Source organism: Streptomyces sp. NPDC056347, from assembly GCF_042262625.1.
In the GTDB taxonomy this organism is placed as follows: Bacteria; Actinomycetota; Actinomycetes; order Streptomycetales; family Streptomycetaceae; genus Streptomyces.
In genome coordinates this window covers 29,399-49,562 of sequence record NZ_JBHJQP010000038.1, presented here as the reverse complement: position 1 = coordinate 49,562, position 20,164 = coordinate 29,399, and the positions used below count along the sequence as shown (strand labels likewise).

Genomic DNA, 20,164 nt, shown 5'->3' with positions numbered 1-20,164 from the left:
GCCCGCATCCATGGCCGGGGTGGGGCGGTCAGGCTTCGGTGGGGTTTCCGTTGACGAAGTCGATGACCAGGCGGTTGAACTCCTCGGCGTGCTCGATCATCGCCCAGTGGCCGCAGCGGTTGAGCAGGACCAGGCGGGAGTCCGGGATGTTCGCGAGGAGGTACAGGGAGTTCTCGAAGGGGACCACCCGGTCGTCGCGGCCGTGGATGAGCAGGGTCGGTACGGCGATGTCGCTCAGCCGGGCCGGGTCCACCCAGCGGGGCAGCGGAGCTCCCTGCGGCAGGCCCGCCACGTAGTTGGACAGGTGCTCGGGGCGGGCGAGGGCCGCCTGGGAGCGGGCCTCGCACAGTTCGGGGGTCGCGAAACGTGCCTTGTCGTAGCACATGATCTCGACCAGGTGGCGCATGTTCTCCGGGCTCGCGTCCCGGTAGGCCTCGATGAGGACCTTCAGGCCCTCGGACGGCCCGTCACCGGCCGCGAACAGGCTCGGGATGCGTCCGACCGGCGGTCCCATGGTCACCAGGTGGCTGATCCGCTCCGGGTGCTCGGTGGCCAGGCGCAGTGAGGTCTGGCCGCCCATGGAATTTCCTACGAAGGCGGCGCGGGAGATGCCCAGCGCGTCGAGGAACTGGATCGCGGCGTCGACGTGGTCGAGCTGGTCGACCGTGGCCGGGTCGGACTCGCCCCAGCCGGGCATGTCGACGGCGTACACGTGGAAGTGCTCGGCGAGCGCCTCGATGTTGCCGCTGAAGTTGCTCCAGCCGGTCGCCCCCGGGCCGCTGCCGTGCAGCAGCACCAGCGGATGGCCGGAGCCGGCCTCGTAGTAGCGCAGCGACCAGTCGCGGGTCGTGACCGTACGCGTGATCTGTTCCCTGTCGAGTGCCATCAGTTCTCTCCTCCTTCGGTGTCCAGCGGGGACGGCGCGGCGGCCAGCAGTTCGGCCACCACACCCGGCGGGCGGTGACCCCAGCTGTGCAGCCGGTCCAGGGTGCGCACCTGCCAGGTGGCGTCGTCGATGACGAGCCCGCCCCAGCCGTACTCGACGGAGAAACCGGAGGGGGTGAAGACGTAGAAGCTGAACATCTGGTCGTTGGGGTGCATGCCGAGCGTCATCTCGAACGGCTGCTTGGCATCCATGCAGCGGTCGTAGGCCAGGCCCACGTCCCGGATGTCGGTGACCTCGACCATGAAGTGGTGGGTGCGCTTGGGGGACGGCATGTCGCCGAACGCGACGCTGTGGTGGCGGCCGTTGCAGTGCAGGAAGATCAGGTCGGCGACGACACCGGGGGCCAGCTCCTCGACGATGATGTCGCTGATCCTGAAGCCGAGCAGGTCCTGGTAGAAGCCGAGGTACTCCTCGCGGCTCACCCCGTGGGCCAGGAGCACCTGGTGTCCGGCGCCGCCGGCCCCGGTGACGAAGTCGCCGAGCAGCGACCCGGAGGCGAACGGGGTGTCGGCGTCCGCGAGGCCGGTGACCAGTTCGACGCGGTTGCCCATGGGGTCGGTGGTGGCGAAGATCCGTTCCACCCGGCGGGCCGCGGCGAGCTCCGCGCCCTCCTCGTCGACCTGGAGGCCGGCGGCCCGCAACCGCTCGACCAGCGCGTCGAGTTCGGCGTCGCTCCCGACCTCGTACCCGCTGGCGGCCAGGTCGTCGGCCGGTCCCCGGGTGACGATCCAGCGGTGCGCCTTCTCGTCCAGGCGCAGGCTGAACCAGTCCTCGCCCCGCTCGCCGGGCTGCATGCCGAGCAGCTCGATCCCGAAGCGCTCCCAGTCGGCGAGATCGCCGACCTCGTAGACGACGTAGGCGAGTTCTTTGACTCCGCTCATGGGAGATCCCTCCTTGAAGACAGATGGACGGGCGGTCAGGCGGGGACGCCGAGGCCGCTGGTGTCGGCGGCGGCCACGAAGCGGTCGGGGCGCAGGGCCACCGCACGGACGCCGTACCGGCGCAGCCAGGAGCCGAGCACGCCCTCCAGGTCGACGAGTTCGTCGGGCCCCTGGGTATAGGCGTTCTGCGGACGGACCGCGAGGTAGCGGGCGCCGAGCGCGTCCCACTGACCGCGCTCCTCCTCGGTCAGCAGCGTCGAGGGATCGACATCGTCGCCCAGCAGGACGAAGGCGTCGCCGAGCAGCTCGTCCAGCCGCGCCATCCGGCCGACGGTGTCGCCGACCACGGGCTGCGGCACCATCCGGCCGACGATGCTGGCGTCGCCGAGCGGGCCGCGCAGCCAGCCTGCCTCCAGGACCGGCGGCGCGATCAGCGGCGGCTCGAAGGGGGTGACGCGCCCTTCCGGCGGCGGGGCGGACAGCGCGGCCCGCTCCTCCTCGGACGCCTCCTGCTTGATCACCCGGCCGAGCTGCACCGCGAGTCCGGTGTAGAAGTCGGCGTTGGGGCGGCGCTCGGCCTCGTAGGTGTCGAGCCAGGACTCGGGCAGCTGTCCGGCCAGTACCCGGCCGAGCTTCCAGCCCAGGTTGTGCGCGTCGCGCATTCCGGTCTGCATCCCGGCCCCGGCCCACGGCGGCATCAGATGCGCGGCGTCACCGGCCAGGAAGACCCGTCCGGAGCGCCAGGTCCGGGCCGACCGTACGTGGTGCCGGTAGAAGGCGTGCTGATGGATCTCGACGTCGTCCTCGCTCACGCCCATCGCCTTGAGCAGGGGCCACACCTCGGCGCTGGTGGGAAAGTCGGCCTCGGTCTCGTGCGGCTTGAGCGGGATCTCCCAGCGGTGGTTGCCGGCCGACAGCGCGATGTCGACGACCGGCCGCTCGGCGTCGGTCCAGAAGGTGAGGAAGTTGCGGTCGGGCCACCAGCGCTTGACCCGGCAGTCGATGACCACCCAGGTGACCTCGTTGGTGTCGCCGAGCAGTTCGATGCCCAGGCGCTGCCGGGTGGCGCTGCTGCCGCCGTCCGCGGCGATCGCGTACCGGGTGCGGTAGCGGCTCACCTCGCCGGTGGCCGTGTCGGTGGTGGTGATCGTGACCCCGGAGTCGTCCTGCTCGATCTCGGTCACCTCGGCGCCGTAGCGCACCGAGATCGCGTCCTCGCGCTCCTGCGCGCACGAGCGCAGCTCAGCCTCCATGGTCGGCTGGTAGATGTTGTAGAAGCGCGGTCCCGCCCCGAGTGTCGACGGCGGATGCTCGATGCGCATCACCTCGTGCCCGTCGTACGTCACCCAGCGCAGCGCGCGCTGCGGGTCGATCACCTTCTCGACGCGCTCGCCGATGCCCAGGCTCTGGAAGATCCGCATGGTCCAGTCGTTGACCGTGACCGCACGGGCCCGGGGGTAGATGTCCCGGTCCCGTTCGAAGGCGATCACTCGCGCGCCCTGCTGGGCGAGGGTCAGAGCACCGACGACGCCCGTGGGGCCGTAGCCGATGACGGCGACGTCCGCGTCGAAGTTCTGGGGCATGGCGGCCTCCTTGCCGGTCGTGCCAAGTTTTGGACCGGTCGTTCAGTCCAATAGTGCGGACTGTCACACGACTGAAAATGCAGGTCAAGAGGGTGCAACGCGGATTCCGCACAGCAGAATCAGCCGCTGTTCCGCCTCGGGCCGCCTAAGATCCACTCGGCCGTGCGCGGGTATGCTTCAGGGCGTGGAACCCAGGCGCGACATGACCGGCAACCGCAGAGGGCGGCGCTCCCGGGACGAGATCCTTGAGGTCGCTTCACGCCTGATGGCCGAACGCGGATACGCGGCGACCACGTTGTCGGAGCTCAGCCGGGAGTCGGGGCTGCCCAAGAGCGCGGTCTACCACCACTTCCAATCCAAGGGCGGGCTGCTCTGCGCGGTGATGGAGCGCGGCGCCTACGCCTTCTTCCGGGACATGGCCCGGGCGCAGGAGGATCCGCCGCGGCAGGGGAGCGTACGGGAGCGGCTGGGCTGGTACCTCCGGCGCACCGGAGAGGTGTTTCTCGCCAACCCGGACTTCCTGCGGCTGCACCTGATCCTGGTGATGAACGCCGAGGCGGCCAAGGACGCGGAGGCCGCGGAGATCGACCGGATCCTCGAACGGGTCCGGCGGGACGGGCGCGCGCGGATGAACCGCATGATCGCCGAATCGTTCGCCGAGTACGGGCCAAAGGTCGCGCAGGCCGTGGCCGACCGGCTGGACTACTTCGCCATCGCGGGCTTCGACGGGGCCTTCGTCGCCTGGCGGGCCGACCCGTCCCGCTCGATGACCGAGGCGATGGAGCTGCTCACCGACGCGGTCGCGGCCCTCGGTGAGTCCATCGCGGCGCGTGCGTGTCCCTGACGGGCGCGGGGGCGCGGAGGTGCGGGGGGTGCGGCCACCGGGGCGCACCCGTAAAGGCAGGGGCGGGACGGTCCGGGGCGCGGTGCTCGCGTACGGGCAGGGCGCGGTGCTTCCGAGCGGGCGGGCCGGATCGCGGTGCGCGCACCGCGGGGCGGGTCGCAGGACCCGCCCACGGAGAGGCCCGGTCGCGGTGCTCGCGTACGGGCGGTCGGATCGACCGGTCAGCGGCGCTCGGCCAGGTCGTCCTCCAGCGCGCGCGCCGTGGCGTTCAGGGCCGTGACCGTGGCGGGCAGCTGGTGCGGGTCGTAGCGCACGCTGGGCATCGACACCGACAGGCCGGCCAGCGCGGTGCCGTCCCGGTCGCGTACCGGCACCCCGATGGCGATCAGGCCCCGCTCGGACCGCTCCTTGTTGACGGCGAACCCGTTGCGGCGCAGCCGTTTCAGCTCCGTGCGCAGGCGGGCCGGGTCCGGTCCGTCGGCCGGGCGGTCGGGGCGGGGCCCGGGGGCGTACACCTCGTCCAGCTCCTCGTCGGACAGCTCGGCCAGCAGGAGCAGCCCCGCCGTGGTGCGGTACGCGGGGAACACCATGCCCTCCCGTGAGCCGACCCGCAGGGCCTGCCGGCACTCGACGCTCGCGATGAACCTGACCGTGCCCCCGGTGCGCACCGTCAGGTTCGCGGTCTCGTCGAGCAGGTCGACGACCTGGTGCAGGTGGGGCATGGCCGCCGCGCGCAGCCGCGAGACCAGGGACTGGGAGTGCGCGGCGAGCTCCAGCACCGGTCCCGCCCGGTAGAGCCGGTCCTCGTCCTGCACCGCGAAATCCCGGTACACCAGCATCGCCAGGATCCGGTGGGCCGTGGACCGGGCGACGCCCAGCCGCTCGGCGATCTGCGAGACGGTCGCGCCGCCCTCCAGCTGCAGGATGGCGGCCGCGCGCAGTGCGTGGTCCACGCTCGCGATCGGGTAGGGCGGCGGTGTCTTCAGCGGTTTGTCCATGACGTCCTCTGGTTCTGCTCTTCAGAATCTCCATGTTCTCTTACCAGAAGCGTTGCACGCTGAGCCCGTGACTGAGACCTCCAACGCCCAAGACATCGCCACGGGTTCCCCGGTACGGCTCCAGGCTGTCGCCGCAGCGGGCCGGCCCGAGGTCACCCCGGCCCTCGAAGAGCTCTACCGGGGCTTCGAGAACGAACTGCTCGTCCCGCTGTGGACCGAGATCGGCGACCTGATGCCGTCCCACCCGCGCTCGCGCGCCGTACCGCACCTGTGGCGCTGGGAGCGGCTGCGGGAGCTGGCGGCCCGCGCCGGGGACCTGGTTCCCGTCGGCCGCGGTGGCGAGCGCCGGGCCATCGCGCTGGCCAACCCCTCGCTCGGCGGCCGCCCGTTCGCCACCCCGACCCTCTGGGCGGCCATCCAGTACCTCATGCCCGGCGAGGACGCCCCCGAGCACCGGCACACCCAGCACGCCTTCCGCTTCGTCGTCGAGGGCTCGGGCGTGTGGACGGTCGTCGGCGGCGACCCGGTCCCCATGAACCGCGGCGACTTCCTCCCGCAGGCGGGCTGGAACTGGCACGCCCACCACAACGCCACCTCCGAACCGATGGCCTGGATCGACGGCCTGGACATCCCCTTCCAGTACGTCACCGAGGCGCAGTTCTTCGAGTTCGGCCGTGACGAGATCAGCGAGGCCGAACGGACCACCCCGGAGCGGTCGCGCTCCGAGCGCCTGTGGGGCCACCCCGGCCTGCGCCCGCTGTCGGCCGGACCGGTCGCGCCCGGCAGCCCGCTGCTCTCCTACAAGTGGGAGTACACCGACGCCGCCCTGCGCGACCAGCTCCTGCTGGAGAAGGAGGGCTTCGCCGGCACCGTGGAGCCCGGTCACGCCGCGGTGCGCTACACCAACCCGCACGACGGCTCCGACGTACTGCCCACGCTCCGCGCCGAGTTCCACCGCGTCGCCCGCGGCGCGGAGACCGCGCCCGTGCGCGAGACCGGCTCGTCGGTGTACCAGGTCTTCGACGGCTCCGGCACGGTGACCGTCGGCGACAGGTCCTGGACGGTGACCCGCGGCGACCTCTTCGCCGTCCCGTCCTGGGAGCCCTTCTCCGTCAGGTCCGAGGCCGGCGCCACCGATTCCGGCTCCGGCGCCCTCGACCTCTTCCGTTTCTCCGACGCGCCCGTCTTCGAGGCGCTCAAGCTCGACCGCACCCAGAAGGACGCCTGACCATGAAGCTCGCCACCATCCGCACCGCCTCCGGGACCCGCGCGGTCCGCCTCGACGGCGAGAACCACGTCGACCTCGGCCACACCGACCTGGGCGAACTGTTCGCCCGGCCCGACTGGCGGGCCGAGGCCGCCGCCGCGACCGGCACCACGTACCCCGTCGACGGCGCGGACTTCGCCCCGGTCGTCCCGAACCCCTCGAAGGTCATCTGCGTCGGCCACAACTACACCAACCACATCAAGGAGATGGGCCGGGACCTGCCCAGCCATCCCACCCTCTTCCCGAAGTTCGCCGAGACGCTGCTGGGCGCGGGCGACGACATCGTCAAGCCGGACGAGACCGACGCGCTGGACTGGGAGGTCGAGCTGGCCGTCGTGATCGGCAGGACGGTACGCCGTGCCGACGAGCAGCAGGCCGCCGACGCCATCGCCGGATTCACCGTCATGAACGACATCTCGGCGCGCGACTGGCAGTTCCGCACCATCGAGTGGACCCAGGGCAAGATCTGGGAGGCGACCACCCCGGTCGGCCCGTACGTCGTCACCCCCGACGAGGTCGGCGGCGTCCGCCCCTCGCTGGAGGTACGGACGGTCGTCGACGGACAGGTCATGCAGCACGACGACACCGGCACGCTGCTCTTCGACCCGGTGTTCCTGGTGCGGTACATCTCCACGGTCATCAGCCTCAAGCCGGGCGACATCATCGCCACCGGCACCCCCGCCGGTGTCGGCAACGCGCGCGACCCCAAGGTCTTCCTGCTGCCGGGCCAGAACGTCGTCACCGAGATCTCCGGACTGGGCGCCTGCACCAACAAGGTGGTCGCGGCATGACCGGCGACACCGTACGGACCTTCGCCGAGGCCCGGGAGTGGGCCCGCACCGGCACCCGGCTGGTGCTCGCCGCCGTCGCGGACCTCGACGAGACCGGCTTCTCGGCCGCCACCGCGCTGCCCGGATGGACCCGCAAGCACCTCGCCGCCCATGTCGCCGCCAACGCCGACGCCCTGTGCAACCTCGTCCACTGGGCGGCCACCGGCGACGAGACGCCCATGTACGCCTCCGCCGAGGAGCGCGCCGAGGGCATCGCCAGGGGCCCGGCCCTCTCGCCCGGCGAACTGCGGTCCTGGCTGGCCGACTCCGCCGAGCGGCTCGCCGAGGGATTCGACGGGCTGACCGGCGAACAGTGGCGGCACGAGGTCGTCACCGCCCAGGGCCGCACCGTACCCGCCACCGAACTGCCGTGGATGCGCGCCCGCGAAACGTGCGTCCACGCCGTCGACCTGGCCACCGGCACCACCTTCGCCGACCTCCCGGACGGCTTCCTGACCGCGCTGGCCGAGGAGATCCGCGACAAGCGCCGACTGGCCGAACTGCCCGACGGGCCACTGCCGGAGATCGCGGCCTGGCTCGCCGGCCGCCCGCACACACTCGCCGACGCCGCCGAACTCGGCCCGTGGCTCTGAGGAGTTGAACCATGTCCCACCCCGAACCCGATGTGCTCGTCGTCGGCGGCGGCCTCGGCGGCCTCGGCGCCGCGATCTCCCTGACCCGCCAGGGACTCGGCGTCCGCCTCCTGGAACGCGCCCCCGCCTTCGGCGAGGTCGGCGCCGGAATCCAGCTCGCGCCCAACTGCACCCGCATCCTCGACGACTACGGACTCCTGGAGGAGGCCAAGAGCCTCGGCGTCGTCCCGGACGCGATGGTGATGCGCGACGCGGTCGACGGCGACGAGCTGACCCGGCTCGACCTGCGCGACCTGGAGAAGCGCTACGGCTACCCGTACCTGGTCATCCACCGCAGCGACCTGCACGGCCTGCTCCTGCGCGCCTGCGAACGGGCCGGGGTCGAACTCGTCACCGACGCGGAGGTGGTCGCGTACGAGAACACCGACGCCGGTGCCCGGGTCACCCTCGCCTCGGGCGGGACCCACGAGGCCGGTGTGGTGATCGCGGCCGACGGCTTGAACTCCGTCGCCCGCAAGCTGCTCGTCGACGACGAGCCCGTCTCCTCCGCGTACGTCGCCTACCGCGGCACCGTGCCCGCCGAGCAGCCGCGGGTGAGCTCCCTCGACCTCAGCGAGGTCGTGGTGCACGTCGGCCCCGCGTGCCACTTCGTCCACTACGGTCTGCGCGGCGGCGAACTGCTCAACCAGGTCGCGGTCTTCGAGTCGCGCAAGGCGCTCGCCGGGCGGGAGGACTGGGGCACGCCCGACGAGCTCGACGCCGCCTTCGCCGGTACCTGCGACTTCGTCCGGGAGGGCCTGCCGTACATGTGGCGGGAGAAGTGGTGGCGGATGTTCGACCGCGACCCGGTCATGACCTGGGTGCACGGCCGGATCGTGCTGCTCGGCGACTCCGCGCACCCGCCGCTCCAGTACATCGCCCAGGGCGCGATCATGGCCATCGAGGACGGCTGGGTGCTCGGCGAGCACGTCGCCCGCAACCGGGCCGAGGACGGCACGGTCGGCTGGGCCGCCGCCCTCGCCGCCTACGAGGCGGTCCGCCCCGAACACTGCCGCCGCGTCCTGAGCACCTCCCGCGCATGGGGCGAGCTGTGGCACCTGGACGGGACGGCCCGCGAACAGCGCAACGCCCTGCTGCGCGCCCGCGACACGTACGACTACACGTTCATCGACTGGCTCTACGGCCCGACCGCGCTGACCCCGGACCAGGAGCCCCCCATGTTCACCCCGATCCCGCTCGCCCCGGCGGACCCGGCGAAACCGGCGGACATGCCGCCCGTACCGGAGGGCAGCGCGGTGTGAACGGCGTCCGGGTGCATCTTCCACGGCCCCGTGACGCGCCGGGCCCGGAACCGGCCGGGTGACGCTCCGGCGGCCTAGCGTGGGCGCCATGCGCGTACTGGTCACCGGCGGAGCCGGGTTCATCGGGTCGGAGATCGTCCGCACCCTCGCGTCGGCCGGGCACCACGCGGTCGTGCTCGACGCGCTGCTGCCCTCGGTGCACGGCGGGCCACCGGCCGTCCCCGAGGACGGCGACGCCGAGCGGATCGTCGCGGACGTCCGCGACCGGGAAGCGGTGGACGGGGCGCTGCGGGGCATCGACGCCGTGTGCCATCAGGCCGCCATGGTCGGCCTCGGGAACGACTTCGCGGACGCGCCCGAGTACGTCGGGTGCAACGACCTCGGGACGGCGGTGCTGCTCGCGGCGATGGCCGGGGCGGGGGTGCGAAGCCTGGTCCTGGCCGGTTCGATGGTGGTGTACGGGGAGGGGCGCTACGACTGCCCCCGTCACGGCACGGTCCGGCCGGGACCGAGGGCGGTGGCGGACCTGGACGCGGGCCGCTTCGAGCCGCGCTGCCCGCACTGCGGTGCGGAACTGGCGCCCGGCCTGGTCGCCGAGGAGGCACCCACGGACCCGCGCAATGTGTACGCGGCCACCAAGCTCGCCCAGGAACACCTCACCGCGTCCTGGGCGCGCGCCACGGGAGGGTCGGCGGTCTCCCTGCGGTACCACAACGTGTACGGGCCGGGGATGCCCCGCGACACCCCGTACGCCGGCGTCGCCTCCTTCTTCCGGTCGGCGCTGGCCCGGGGAGAGGCCCCGCAGGTCTTCGAGGACGGCCGCCAGCGCAGGGACTTCGTCCACGTACGGGACGTGGCCGCCGCGAACGCGGTGGCACTGGAGGCCGTCGCGGGGCGGGGGCCGGGCGGTTTCGCCGCCTACAACACGGGGAGCGGACAGCCCCGCACCATCGGCGAGATGGCCTCGGCGCTGGCCGCGGCGAGCGGCGGCCCCGCCCCGGAGATCACCGGCGCGTACCGGCTCGGAGACGTACGCCATGTCACGGCGGACTCGCGGCGGCTGCGGGACGAGCTGGGCTGGAAGCCGCGGGAGGGGTTCGCCGAGGGGATGGCGGAGTTCGCGACCGCCCCGCTGCGGGAGACGGGACCGCGCGCCCAAGGGCACTGAGGGCGCTGAGAACGGAGGTTCGGGCGTACCGCACGCACGGACCTCGTCCGCTCCCGTCCGCCGCAGGGAAACCTGCGCCCCATTTTTCGTAAGAAAGCGGCGCCCGAAATGCCGGTTTCGCTCCGTAAGGTGAGTGGGGTGACCGATTCCCCCCTGGCGGGCCCGTCGTCCGCCCACGCACACGCACACGCTCCCGTCCCGCCCGCCGACATCGTCCTGCCCTGCCTGGACGAGGCCGCGGCGCTGCCCCGGGTGCTGGACGCCGTCCCGGACGGCTGGCGCGCGATCGTCGTCGACAACGGCTCCACCGACGGATCGGCCGAACTGGCCCGCTCGCTCGGCGCCACCGTCGTGCACGAGCCGCGCCGCGGCTTCGGCGCGGCCTGCCACGCCGGACTGCTCGCCGCCGAGGCGGAGTTCGTCTGCTTCTGCGACTGCGACGGCTCCCTCGACCCCGGCCTGCTCCCCGCCTTCGTACGCCGGATCGCCGACGGCGAGACCGACCTGCTGCTCGGCCGCCGCCGCCCCGAGGGCCGCGGCGCCTGGCCCCTGCACGCCCGCGCGGGGAACATCGCCCTGGCCCGGATGCTGCGCCGCCGCACCGGCCTGCGCCTGCGCGACCTCGGCCCGATGCGGGCCGGACGCCGGACCGACCTGCTGGCCCTCGGCCTCACCGACCGGCGCAGCGGCTACCCGCTGCAGATGGTGGTGAGCGCGGCGGACGCCGGGCTCCGGGTCACGGAGACCGACGTCCCGTACCGCCCCCGCAGCGGGAAGTCGAAGGTCACCGGCACCTGGCGGGGCACCTGGCAGGCGGTGCACGACATGCGGGCGGTACTGCGCCGGCCGCCGGCCGGGACGGCACCGGGAGCCGTGCGCCCGGGGGTGCCCCGGTGAGCGCCCGGCCCGGCCCCGGCGCGGGCGGGGGCCCGGCCGGCCCCACGACCGTGCTGGTCATCGCCAAGGAACCGGTGCGGGGCCGGGTCAAGACCCGGCTCACCCCGCCGTTCACCCCCTCCCAGGCCGCCCGGCTCGCCGAAGCGGCGCTCGGCGACACGCTGCGAACCGTGCGCACCCTGCCCGCCCGGCGCCGCGCCGTCGTCCTCGAAGGACGGCCCGGACCATGGCTGCCGCCCGGCATCGAGGTGCTGCCGCAGGGCACCGGCCGCCTCGACGAACGGATCGCCGCCGCTTTCGCCCGCTGCACCGGCCCGACGCTCCTCATCGGCATGGACACCCCCCAGGTGAACGCCGCCCACCTGGCCGCCGCGCTTTGCCCCGCCGCCTGGGACGGCTGCGACGCCTGGTTCGGGCCGGCCGACGACGGCGGCTTCTGGGCGCTGGGCCTGGCCGCCCCCGCCCCGGAACTCCTGCTCGGCGTCCCCATGTCCGTACCCGAGACCGGCGCGGTCCAGCGCCGACGGCTGGTCGAGGCCGGGCTGACCGTCCGCGACCTGCCGCGGCTGCGTGATGTGGACACCGCGCAGGACGCCGTCGCCGTCGCCGCCGCGGCGCCGCACAGCCGGTTCGCGGCGACGCTCGCCCTGCTGACCCCGGCCGGGACCCGGTGAACGCGGCAGCCCCCGCACCGCCGCGGTACGCGTGGGTCAGCGGGCGGCGGACGGCCGCCGCTCCGTGTCCCCGCGCCGCGGCCGGGCGGCACGGACGACGAGCAGCAGCGCCGAGCCCGCGCACAACAGCCCCGTGACCAGCAGCCAGTTCCCCAGGAACACATCGGGCGACAGCCCGGTGTAGGGCTCGTACCGCACCGCGTGCCGGGTGATCAGCGGCCACCACATCAGCAGGAGCAGACCGGAGAGGAGGACCGGTACCCGGACGTGGTTGACCAGCCGGGGCCGGTGTCCGAGCGCCCGGCGAAGGGCCAGGTCCGCCGACGCGTACAGCGGCAGCAGCACCAGATCGTGCAGGAGCGCGGAGCCGACGAACCACACCACGACCGCGAAGGTGTTCTCCGACAGCAGCCGCACGCCCGCGTACCCCGCGAGCGCGAAGGTCGCGGCCAGCAGGAGCAGATGCAGCGGCCCTTCCCCGTACCAGCGCCGCAGAACCGACCGGGGATTCACCCGGCTCCGCGCCCTCCCGCTCACAGCGCCTCGTCGAACGTCAGCCGGGCCACCCATTTGGTGTTGAGCACGCCGGGAGCCGCCGGGACGATGATCCGCGCCGGATACCCGTGATCGGGCGACAGGTCCTCGCCGTTGACCTGAAGCGCCAGCAGCGCGCGCGGGTCGCGCACCTGGTTGTGGCGGAGCGCTCCCTTCCGGAACGCGCCGGTGCGCTGGACGGACTCCACCAGCACTCCCGGCGGCCGGTCCGGGTACCCCGCGAGGGCCGCCAGATCACTCAGCCTGACTCCGCGCCACCACTGGTCCGACGTCGACCAGCCCTCCACGCAGGCGATCGGCAGCGCCGCGCTGTACTGGTCCATGGCCAGCAGCTGTTCCCTGCCGAGCCGCACCGTCCCGGCGGGCCCGGTGACGGTCAGCCGCCAGTTTTGTCCCGTGTCGGCCGCCGTCACCCCGACGGCCGCGGCCGTCTTGTTGATCTGGAAGCCGTTCGGGCCCGGCCCCGGTTCGGCCGCGCCGTGCGGGGTGAGCAGGGCGAGCTGCCGCAGCGGGCCGTCGAAGCTGCGGCCCGCAGACGTGATCAGCAGCAGCAACGACCCGCCGCCCGCCATGGCGAGCGCCCCGCGCCGGGAGACGGTCGCCGGTGCGGGGTCGGGGGCGGCCAGCTCGTCCGCCTCGCCCGGCGGGGAGCCCTCCAGCCGGCCGCCCCGCAGCACCCGTACGGCCCGCGGCAGCTTCAGCCCGGTGTGGGCGAGGAACGCGGCGAAGAACACCCACGCCCCGTAGAAGTGCAGCGTGTAGAACGACCCCGGGAACACGTACTCCAACTGGATGTTCAGCAGCCCGGTGATGAACTCGAACAGCACCCCGCCGACGAGCAGCAGCAGCGACACCCGCTCCAGCGCATGCCCCACCGACCGGACCGGCGGCAGCGCGAAGAGCTTCGGGATCACCGACCAGAGCTTCACCAGCAGCACGGGCACGAGAACGACGCCCACCGTGACGTGCAGCCCCTGCGTCAGCCGGTACAGCCAGTGCGGACCGGTCGGCCAGGAGAAGAGGTAGAACCCCAGCAGGCCCTTGCCCGGGGTCTTGTCGTTGACCGGTGCGAGATCCGGGTTGTACGCGGCGTACGACAGCAGCCCGGTGACGAACACCAGGGTGAGCCCGGCGAGCAGGACGAGCCCGAGCACCGCCGTGAACCGGACACCGCGCACCGGACTGCGCCAGAACCCGGGCGCGGAGGGAAGCCGCCCGGCCAGGGCCCCGCCGCGCCCGGGCGCCGGGCCGCGAAGTGATGAGAAGGGGGAGCCCCCGCTCCCATGCCTGTCGTCCATGGCCCGAAGCTATGCCCGGGGCGCCCGGCCGCAGGGTGTACGACTCCTGACGCATGCGTGACGTCACACCCCGGAGCGGGCAGTCGGAGCAAGATGCGGCGGTTCGGTGACACGATCCCGTGGCTGCACGCGCGACCGCCCCGCTGTGCGTAGCGTTCCCGCGTGAGGACCGAGGAGCGCACCGCACCACCCGCCACGGACGGCACCGGGCACCGCACCGGCCGCCGCGGTGATCTGATCGCCGCGGTCGCGGGGGTCGTGCTCGTCACCGCCGCCGTGTTCGCCGGCCGGTCGATCGAGGCCGCCGACGGAAGTCTCTTCGTCCGCTGGCCCCCTCTGCTCGCCTCCTGGCACCCGCACACCGGCCCCGGCACCCCCGCCGCCGTCGTCGTGGCAGCGGCCGTCATCGCGTACGGGCCCGCGCTGGCCGACCGCATCGGCCTGCGGGCACTGCTGTCGGCCGCCTGGGCGGCGTCCCTGACCTGGATCCTCTCGCTGGCGCTGATCGAGGGCTGGGGCCCCGGTGTCGCCGAACGGCTCACCACCAGGCACGAGTACCTGCGGGCCGTCGACCGGTTCCAGGACATCGGTGCGGCCCTGCGCGGCTTCACCGGCCACATCCTGCTCGGCTCCCCGGACAACTGGCCCACCCATGTCGCCGGGCACCCGCCGGGCGCCACGCTCACCTTCGTCCTCCTCGACCGCATCGGGCTCGGGGGAGGCGCCTGGGCCGGGGTCTGGTGCATCGTGACCGGTGCCTCCGCGGTCCCGGCCGTCCTGATCACCATCCGGGCCCTGGCCGGTGAACGCCTCGCCCGCCGCGCCGCCCCGTTCCTGGTCCTCGCACCGGTCGCGGTGTGGGCCGGTACCTCCGCGGACGCCTACTTCGCCGCCGTCGCCGCCTGGTCCGTGGCCCTTCTCGCCCTGGCCGCGACCCGCTCGGTACGACTGCCCACGGCCGCCGCGTTCGCCTCCGGCCTGCTGTTCGGGCTGACCTGCTACCTCAGCTACGGTCTGACGCTCATCGCGGTTCCGCTCCTGGCCGTCCTCGTACTCGCCCGCACCGCCCGCCCCGTCCCACTCCTCCTCGCCGGAGCGCTGGTCGTCCCGGTCCTCTTCACGGTGGCGGGTTACAACTGGTGGGAGAGCTACCAACTGCTGGTCGAGCGCTACTACCAGGGCGCCGGCGGCATCCGCCCGTACTCCTACTGGGTCTGGGCCAACCTCGCCTGCGCCACGGTCGCCGCGGGCCTCGCCACGGTCGCCGGACTCCGCCGCGCCGCGGCCGGCACCCCCGGGGCCGTACGTGCCCTGCGCACCGGCACCACCCGCCCGTCCCAGCGGCTGATCCTGCTCGTGTCGGCGGGGCTCCTGGCACTCCTGGCCGCCGACCTGTCCGGGATGAGCAAGGCGGAGACGGAACGCATCTGGCAGCCCTTCCTCCTCTGGCTGCTGCCCGCCACGGCCCTCCTGCCCACCGGCACCCGACGCGGTTGGCTGGCCGCGCAGGCCGTCGTCGCCCTGCTCGTCAACCACCTGCTGTGGACCGAGTGGTGACGGATCTTCGGTGAGGCCCCGCACGTCTCATCACCGTCCGGCCGCCCGGCGGCATTTCCGGTCAATCAGGCCGGACAGGCGTTGTTCCGGGGCGTCCGGAGAAGGAGGAGCCTGGAAGGAAGGGGAGAGGACACGGGCAGAGCCGACGGACAGCCGTCCGGCACCTCGTCGAGATGCCGGACTTCCGGGGTGCGACCGCCGGCGCGGGGGAGGCCTGGCCGCGCGACCGCGCGCACGGGCGGGGGCCACCCGGGACGGGCGACGCGGAGACCTGGCTCCGGGTGGGCAACGTCCAGCACATGTCGTACGTCGCCGGGTGCCTGTCCGCGTGACCCGTCCCGCGGGCTTCCGTTCCGTGCGGGGCGGTCAGGTGAACAGCGGGTCCAGCAGTTCCGGCCCGGCGGTCACCCGCCACGCGGGCAGGCGCACCGCTCGCGTCACCGGCGCGGGCTTCGCGCCGCGGCCGCCGGAAGCGAGACCGATCAGCAGGTCACCGCGTGCATGGGCGAGGCGCAGATGGCGTGCCGGATCCCGCCCGGGCTCCGGACCCGTGTCGATGAGTACCGCCGTGTTCTTCCCGTCCATCGTGAACAGCAGGTCCACCGTGTGCCCGCCGACCACTGCCGCGCGCTCCAGATCGGTGACGCCGCGGGTGCCGAGGTACTCCTGGAGGCGGTCGGCGAGCTCCTCGTGGAAACCGGGCAGTGTCGGTGAAACGGGGATCGCGTCCGGGACGGTGATCCCGGTACGCAGTATCGTCGAGCGCTCCGCGAGGACGGCCGGCAGTCCTGACCGACCTGTCCAGAAGTGATGGCTGCCCACGGTGATCAGCTGCGACTTCGCCCGGGTGATCGCGACGTTCCAGAGGTTGACCTGGCTCGCCACCCAGTGCGCCGTCCTCGGAGGAGTGTTGTCCGTGGCCACCGGACTCAGGACCATGACGTCACGCTGGCCGCCCTGGAAAGCGTGGACGGTGCCGATCCGGACCCGGTCGTCGTCGGCCCACAACCTGGCCAACGCTTCTTTCTGGGCGCGGAACGGCGTGACCACTCCGACCGTGGCGTCCTCCGGCAGCCGTGCGAGCAGTTCGTCCACGAGCTGCCGCACCTGGTCCGCCTCGGCCTCGTTGCGCCACGACCGGCCGCCGCTTCCGGCTGCGGACTCTCCATGAGGTACATCCACCCAGCCCATCACTGGGGCCGGATCGGCGGCTCCTGCCGGATGTACCGGCGGGATCTGCCTGCGGGTGTCGGTCAGGACCTGCAGCTGGCCCGCGTAGCAGTAGCCGTTGACCACGTCCGCGATCTGAGGATGGCACCGGTAGTGCTCGTCGAGCAGCAACGCCGTCTCACCGTGCTGTGCGGCCGCGTGGTACGAGGCGTACACGTGGTAGGCCAGACGGTGATCCTCCAGTTGCGCGGCGGACAGGCCTGCCCGCACCCGGGCCTGCCGCTCCTGCTCGGGGCTGATCCCGGGAATGTGCCCGAGCTGCATCGGGTCGCCGATGATCAGGGCACGTTTCGCCCGGAACAACAGCGGCAGTACCGAGGGGATCGAGCACTGGCTCGCCTCGTCGATCACCACGAGGTCGAAGAGCTTCGGGGCGAGTTCGAGCTGGCGCACCGAGTGCGTGCTGACGGCCCACGCCTTCATGTGCGCCATCAGATTGCGCTGGCTCTTCTGGAAGCCGGAACGCCGACGGAGTGCCTGGAGCCGTTGGTTCATCAGCGACTGGCCCCGCACCATGGCCTCGGCAGCCACGGAACGCGCCAGTTCTTCCGACGCCTCCGAGGACGCGGCGGCGCTCTCCAGCCGCGCCGACCGCAGGGAGTCCTCGTCCCACTCCAGATGTGCCGGCACGAGCTCCCGCAGGGCCCGTTCCACCGCCACAGTCTCCGCGAGGCCGAGCAGCAACTCGGGCGGGACAGGGCGTCGTGCGGCCCAGGTCGGCCACGGAGTCCCTGATTCGCCGCCGGATGAACTCACGAAGACTGAAAGAGCCCGACCGCGACGCCATTGGCCAAGGGTCAGCCACCCTGCACCGGCGGCCCTTCTGGCACGTTCCTCCCAGCGGGCGAGCGCGGTCGGCCCCTCCGTGGCCCAGGCGTCCTCCAGTACTCGCACGGGCAGCCCGAGCCCGTCCGCTTGCCGGGCCCGCTCACGGAACAGCTCCAACAGGTGCGCTTCCTCATCGATCCGAGCTGTCGCCTCTGCCCGGAGCGCAGTTGTCCGGGCGTGCCGGCGGCGCAGTTCACCGGCCACAGTCGCGGCACCGCGGGCCGGGGAGACGGCCCGTTCGGCCAGCAGCCCGGCCAGCTTCGTCGCCTCCCTCTCCCGGGCTTCCACGTTCCCGGTCCGTATGAGCAGGCCCGGCGAGATCTTGTCGCACCGCTCGGCCACCACGTCGACGGCCTCGTTGTTGGTGGACGCGACGAGTACGGACTGCCCGGCCGCGACGGCGGTCGCGACCACGGCCGTCACCACCTCACTCTTTCCCGTGCCAGGTGGGCCGGTCGCGACGGTGAGCCGCCGGGTCATCGCCGAGGAGATCACCCGCTCCTGGCTCTCGTTGCACGGACCGGGGGAAACCACTGTCACGACCGCCGCGTCACAATCCGGCTCGTTCCCGCGGTCGCCGTCGCCCAGAAGGAAGGTGTCGAGCGCGGTACCCGCGATCTGACTCGTACGCGTGGACATCTGGAGCAGGTTGTCGACCAGGCCCTCGGTCGCGACCCGCTCCAGACCGGAAGGCGCCAGCAGCACGGCAGCGTTGTGGGCGCCGGGCCGCAGCGAATCCATCACGGATCGCTCACTGAGTGAGGAGAGGTCGAGGGGCTCCAGCTCCGGTACGCCGAGCTCGCCCAGGAGCTCGCGCACCGCCCTGACCATCTGGGGGCCGTTGCCCTCCTGCCAGCTCGGCTGCCAGCGGTCCAGCAGCTCGGCGGCCTCGTCGTCGGAGAGCAGCTCGGTGACCACACCGGTGTGCAGGCAGGGGACCCCGCTCGGGCGCAGCAGGTCGCGGCCGTTCTCGTCCGGGGCGAGTTCCATCGGCTGGACCAGCAGAGGAGCGATCCGTACCGATGTCCGTCGACGGCTGTCCGCGCGTCCGGGAAGGGTGATCGCGGGGTATCCGTACCAGTACTCCTGGAGCCCGGACCCGTCGTTCCGTGTTCCCGCGTCCTTTGGTTTCGGTAGCTGCCCGGGAGCGGGAAAGGACTGCTCCAGCCCGGACTGGATCGCCTCCGGCCCCTTGCCCAGCAGGAAGTACGCCGCGTCCCGGCCGCTGTCGCGATCGGGCAGCATTCCGGATGCCACCTGGGCGCTGAGACAGTGCGCGTAGTACCGCAGCAGCCGCTGCGGGTCGATGCCCTGCTCGGCCTCCCGGGCGACCAACTGCCGTGCCTTCAGCAGAGCGGGGGAGGCTTCGGAGCGGCCGGTGGAGCGGACCGTGTCGCGCGGTGCGTCGGGAAGACGGACCGGGCGGGCGACGGAGCGGGCGAACGGGAGTGAACGGGTGGCCCGGATCGTGGACTTGGTCGGCCGTTGTTCCTCGGGGATGCCCTTGACCACCATCTGCGCGGTCAGGTAATCGAAGAGGTCGTCCGGGGTGATCCAGCCACCGTCCTTGATCCGCCCGCTCCGCAGGCCTTCCACGATCTCCCCGGTGAACCGGGAGGTACCGAGGGCGGACCCCTCCGGGGCCATCGCGGATGCGGCCTGGAGTGCGTCGGAGGCGGTGATGAAGTACACGCCGGTCGGGTGCAGGAGCGTACTGGTCGCAGGTCGGTCGCCGGGGTGCGCGTCCCCCTTGGAGGTCCACCCCTGTACGACGGACCCGCTGGAGCAGCAGTCCAGCAGCACCAGTTTGGAGGCGGCCCGGCAGGACTGGAGCGTCCGTTCCAGGAACTCGGCCGGGACGGCTGTGCCGGGCAGGTCGTCCGGATCGGTGTCCCGGGTCAGGAAGTACAGCTGCCCGTCGGTCTCGCAGAACTGGCCGTGCCCGCTGAAATAGAGGAGAGCCGTCTCGCTGGGCTGCCGCTCCTCCAGGAACTGCTCGATGGCATGGAGCATTTCGGAGCGGGTCGGCTCGGCGACGATCGCGCACTCGTTGTACATGCCGATCTCGGTGTTCTCCAGTACGGCCTGCATGTAATGCAGGTCGGCCCGGACGGGCGGAAGGTCGTGGTACCGGTCACTGGCGTAGGCGGACACGCCGATGAGCATGGCGTACCGGTCGTTGTCGCTCACTGAGTCTCCGGACCCGCCTCGCCGCCGTCCTCGTTCTGTTCCCCGGACGTACTGTCGGAGAGGAACCGTTCGACCAGTTCGCTGTTGGCCCGGGCCTCCCTGCCGGAGATGCGGAGCGTGGAGCCGTCAGGCCTGGTGATGACAACGTCCCGCTGAGGCACGCGGGCCAGCCAGATCTGGATGCCGGCGGCGACGAGTGAACCGCCGCTGAAGACCAGCCCGATCAGGTCGGTGACCGGGCCGCCCTTGCTGGATTCGTCCTCGGACCGGGGACGCGGGACGTCGAGTGCGGCGCGAGGATCGACCTCGGCGAGGGCGGCGAGCAGCTCACGCGCCTCGCGCCGGGCACGAAGCGGGTCCTCGTCGAGGATGGTGATGCGACGTCCGGGGCCGGCCGGGTCGGTGGTGGTGCTCACGTTCTGGATCCCCCCATGTCATTCCCGTGCGGCGGACGCACGGACGGACGAGCGTACCGAAGCCGCTCGGTAGCTGACCCTCCGGTTTCCGGAAACCTGCTGGTCGTT

At 72.5% G+C, this 20,164-nt stretch carries 17 protein-coding genes; 9 read left to right on the top strand and 8 right to left on the bottom strand.

Annotated features, from left to right (window positions below; translation table 11 throughout):
- Positions 1–28 precede the first annotated feature (28 nt).
- The 3 genes from ACFCV8_RS12035 to ACFCV8_RS12025 are packed head-to-tail and all read right to left on the bottom strand — an operon-like array spanning position 29 to position 3,410.
- Positions 29–886, bottom strand: a complete 858-nt coding sequence (locus ACFCV8_RS12035; protein WP_376685191.1) for an alpha/beta fold hydrolase — start codon at positions 884–886, stop codon at positions 29–31.
- The gene (locus ACFCV8_RS12030; protein ID WP_376685190.1) at positions 886–1,827 is read right to left on the bottom strand and encodes a VOC family protein; all 942 of its coding nucleotides are present in this window, start codon (positions 1,825–1,827) and stop codon (positions 886–888) included. Before ACFCV8_RS12030 ends, ACFCV8_RS12035 begins: the two co-directional genes overlap by 1 nt.
- Positions 1,828–1,862: 35 nt before the next feature.
- Positions 1,863–3,410 carry a bifunctional 3-(3-hydroxy-phenyl)propionate/3-hydroxycinnamic acid hydroxylase gene (locus ACFCV8_RS12025; RefSeq protein WP_376685189.1) on the bottom strand — a complete coding sequence of 516 codons (1,548 nt, stop codon included), beginning with the start codon at positions 3,408–3,410 and terminating at the stop codon, positions 1,863–1,865.
- 184 nt (positions 3,411–3,594) lie between these two features.
- Here ACFCV8_RS12025 and ACFCV8_RS12020 point away from each other — a divergent pair, with 184 nt between their 5' ends.
- Entirely contained in the window at positions 3,595–4,254 is a 660-nt protein-coding gene (locus tag ACFCV8_RS12020; RefSeq protein ID WP_376685188.1) for a TetR/AcrR family transcriptional regulator, read from the top strand.
- A 221-nt stretch (positions 4,255–4,475) separates the two neighbouring features.
- Here ACFCV8_RS12020 and ACFCV8_RS12015 read toward each other — a convergent pair whose 3' ends face one another.
- Positions 4,476–5,252, bottom strand: coding sequence for an IclR family transcriptional regulator (locus ACFCV8_RS12015; RefSeq protein ID WP_376685187.1), 777 nt, complete (start codon positions 5,250–5,252; stop codon positions 4,476–4,478).
- A gap of 67 nt (positions 5,253–5,319) precedes the next feature.
- On the opposite strand from ACFCV8_RS12015, the gene ACFCV8_RS12010 reads away from it, so the two are divergent.
- From ACFCV8_RS12010 to ACFCV8_RS11980, 7 genes are all read left to right on the top strand, one after another.
- Positions 5,320–6,480, top strand: coding sequence for a cupin domain-containing protein (locus ACFCV8_RS12010; RefSeq protein WP_376685186.1), 1,161 nt, complete (start codon positions 5,320–5,322; stop codon positions 6,478–6,480).
- Between the two features lie 2 nt (positions 6,481–6,482).
- Positions 6,483–7,310 (top strand): fumarylacetoacetate hydrolase family protein, encoded by an 828-nt coding sequence (locus ACFCV8_RS12005; RefSeq protein WP_376685185.1) that lies wholly within the window; start codon positions 6,483–6,485, stop codon positions 7,308–7,310.
- The gene (locus ACFCV8_RS12000) at positions 7,307–7,942 is read left to right on the top strand and encodes a maleylpyruvate isomerase family mycothiol-dependent enzyme (RefSeq protein WP_376685184.1); all 636 of its coding nucleotides are present in this window, start codon (positions 7,307–7,309) and stop codon (positions 7,940–7,942) included. Before ACFCV8_RS12005 ends, ACFCV8_RS12000 begins: the two co-directional genes overlap by 4 nt.
- 11 nt (positions 7,943–7,953) lie before the next feature.
- On the top strand, positions 7,954–9,243 hold the full coding sequence (locus ACFCV8_RS11995) for an FAD-dependent monooxygenase (protein ID WP_376685183.1): 1,290 nt from the start codon (positions 7,954–7,956) through the stop codon (positions 9,241–9,243).
- A gap of 88 nt (positions 9,244–9,331) precedes the next feature.
- Positions 9,332–10,411, top strand: a complete 1,080-nt coding sequence (locus ACFCV8_RS11990) for an NAD-dependent epimerase/dehydratase family protein (protein ID WP_376685182.1) — start codon at positions 9,332–9,334, stop codon at positions 10,409–10,411.
- A 129-nt stretch (positions 10,412–10,540) separates the two neighbouring features.
- Entirely contained in the window at positions 10,541–11,308 is a 768-nt protein-coding gene (locus tag ACFCV8_RS11985; protein ID WP_376685181.1) for a glycosyltransferase family 2 protein, read from the top strand.
- The gene (locus ACFCV8_RS11980; RefSeq protein ID WP_376685180.1) at positions 11,305–11,982 is read left to right on the top strand and encodes a DUF2064 domain-containing protein; all 678 of its coding nucleotides are present in this window, start codon (positions 11,305–11,307) and stop codon (positions 11,980–11,982) included. Before ACFCV8_RS11985 ends, ACFCV8_RS11980 begins: the two co-directional genes overlap by 4 nt.
- A gap of 36 nt (positions 11,983–12,018) precedes the next feature.
- Here the strand turns inward: ACFCV8_RS11980 and ACFCV8_RS11975 are convergent, their stop codons facing one another.
- Together ACFCV8_RS11975 and ACFCV8_RS11970 are read right to left on the bottom strand one after the other, a co-directional pair.
- A complete protein-coding gene (locus tag ACFCV8_RS11975) occupies positions 12,019–12,552 on the bottom strand; it encodes a hypothetical protein (RefSeq protein ID WP_376685179.1) in 534 nt (177 codons plus the stop codon).
- The gene (locus ACFCV8_RS11970) at positions 12,516–13,835 is read right to left on the bottom strand and encodes a molybdopterin-dependent oxidoreductase (RefSeq protein ID WP_376685178.1); all 1,320 of its coding nucleotides are present in this window, start codon (positions 13,833–13,835) and stop codon (positions 12,516–12,518) included. The genes ACFCV8_RS11975 and ACFCV8_RS11970 overlap by 37 nt, the downstream gene beginning before the upstream one ends.
- Before the next feature lie 162 nt (positions 13,836–13,997).
- Here ACFCV8_RS11970 and ACFCV8_RS11965 point away from each other — a divergent pair, with 162 nt between their 5' ends.
- The gene (locus ACFCV8_RS11965; protein WP_376685177.1) at positions 13,998–15,392 is read left to right on the top strand and encodes a hypothetical protein; all 1,395 of its coding nucleotides are present in this window, start codon (positions 13,998–14,000) and stop codon (positions 15,390–15,392) included.
- Positions 15,393–15,758: 366 nt separating this feature from the next.
- Here ACFCV8_RS11965 and ACFCV8_RS11960 read toward each other — a convergent pair whose 3' ends face one another.
- Together ACFCV8_RS11960 and ACFCV8_RS11955 are read right to left on the bottom strand one after the other, a co-directional pair.
- Complete coding sequence (locus ACFCV8_RS11960) at positions 15,759–19,640, bottom strand: AAA domain-containing protein (protein ID WP_376685176.1); 3,882 nt, start codon at positions 19,638–19,640, stop codon at positions 15,759–15,761.
- The gene (locus tag ACFCV8_RS11955; RefSeq protein ID WP_376685175.1) at positions 19,637–20,056 is read right to left on the bottom strand and encodes a hypothetical protein; all 420 of its coding nucleotides are present in this window, start codon (positions 20,054–20,056) and stop codon (positions 19,637–19,639) included. Before ACFCV8_RS11955 ends, ACFCV8_RS11960 begins: the two co-directional genes overlap by 4 nt.
- Between the last annotated feature and the right edge of the window lie 108 nt (positions 20,057–20,164).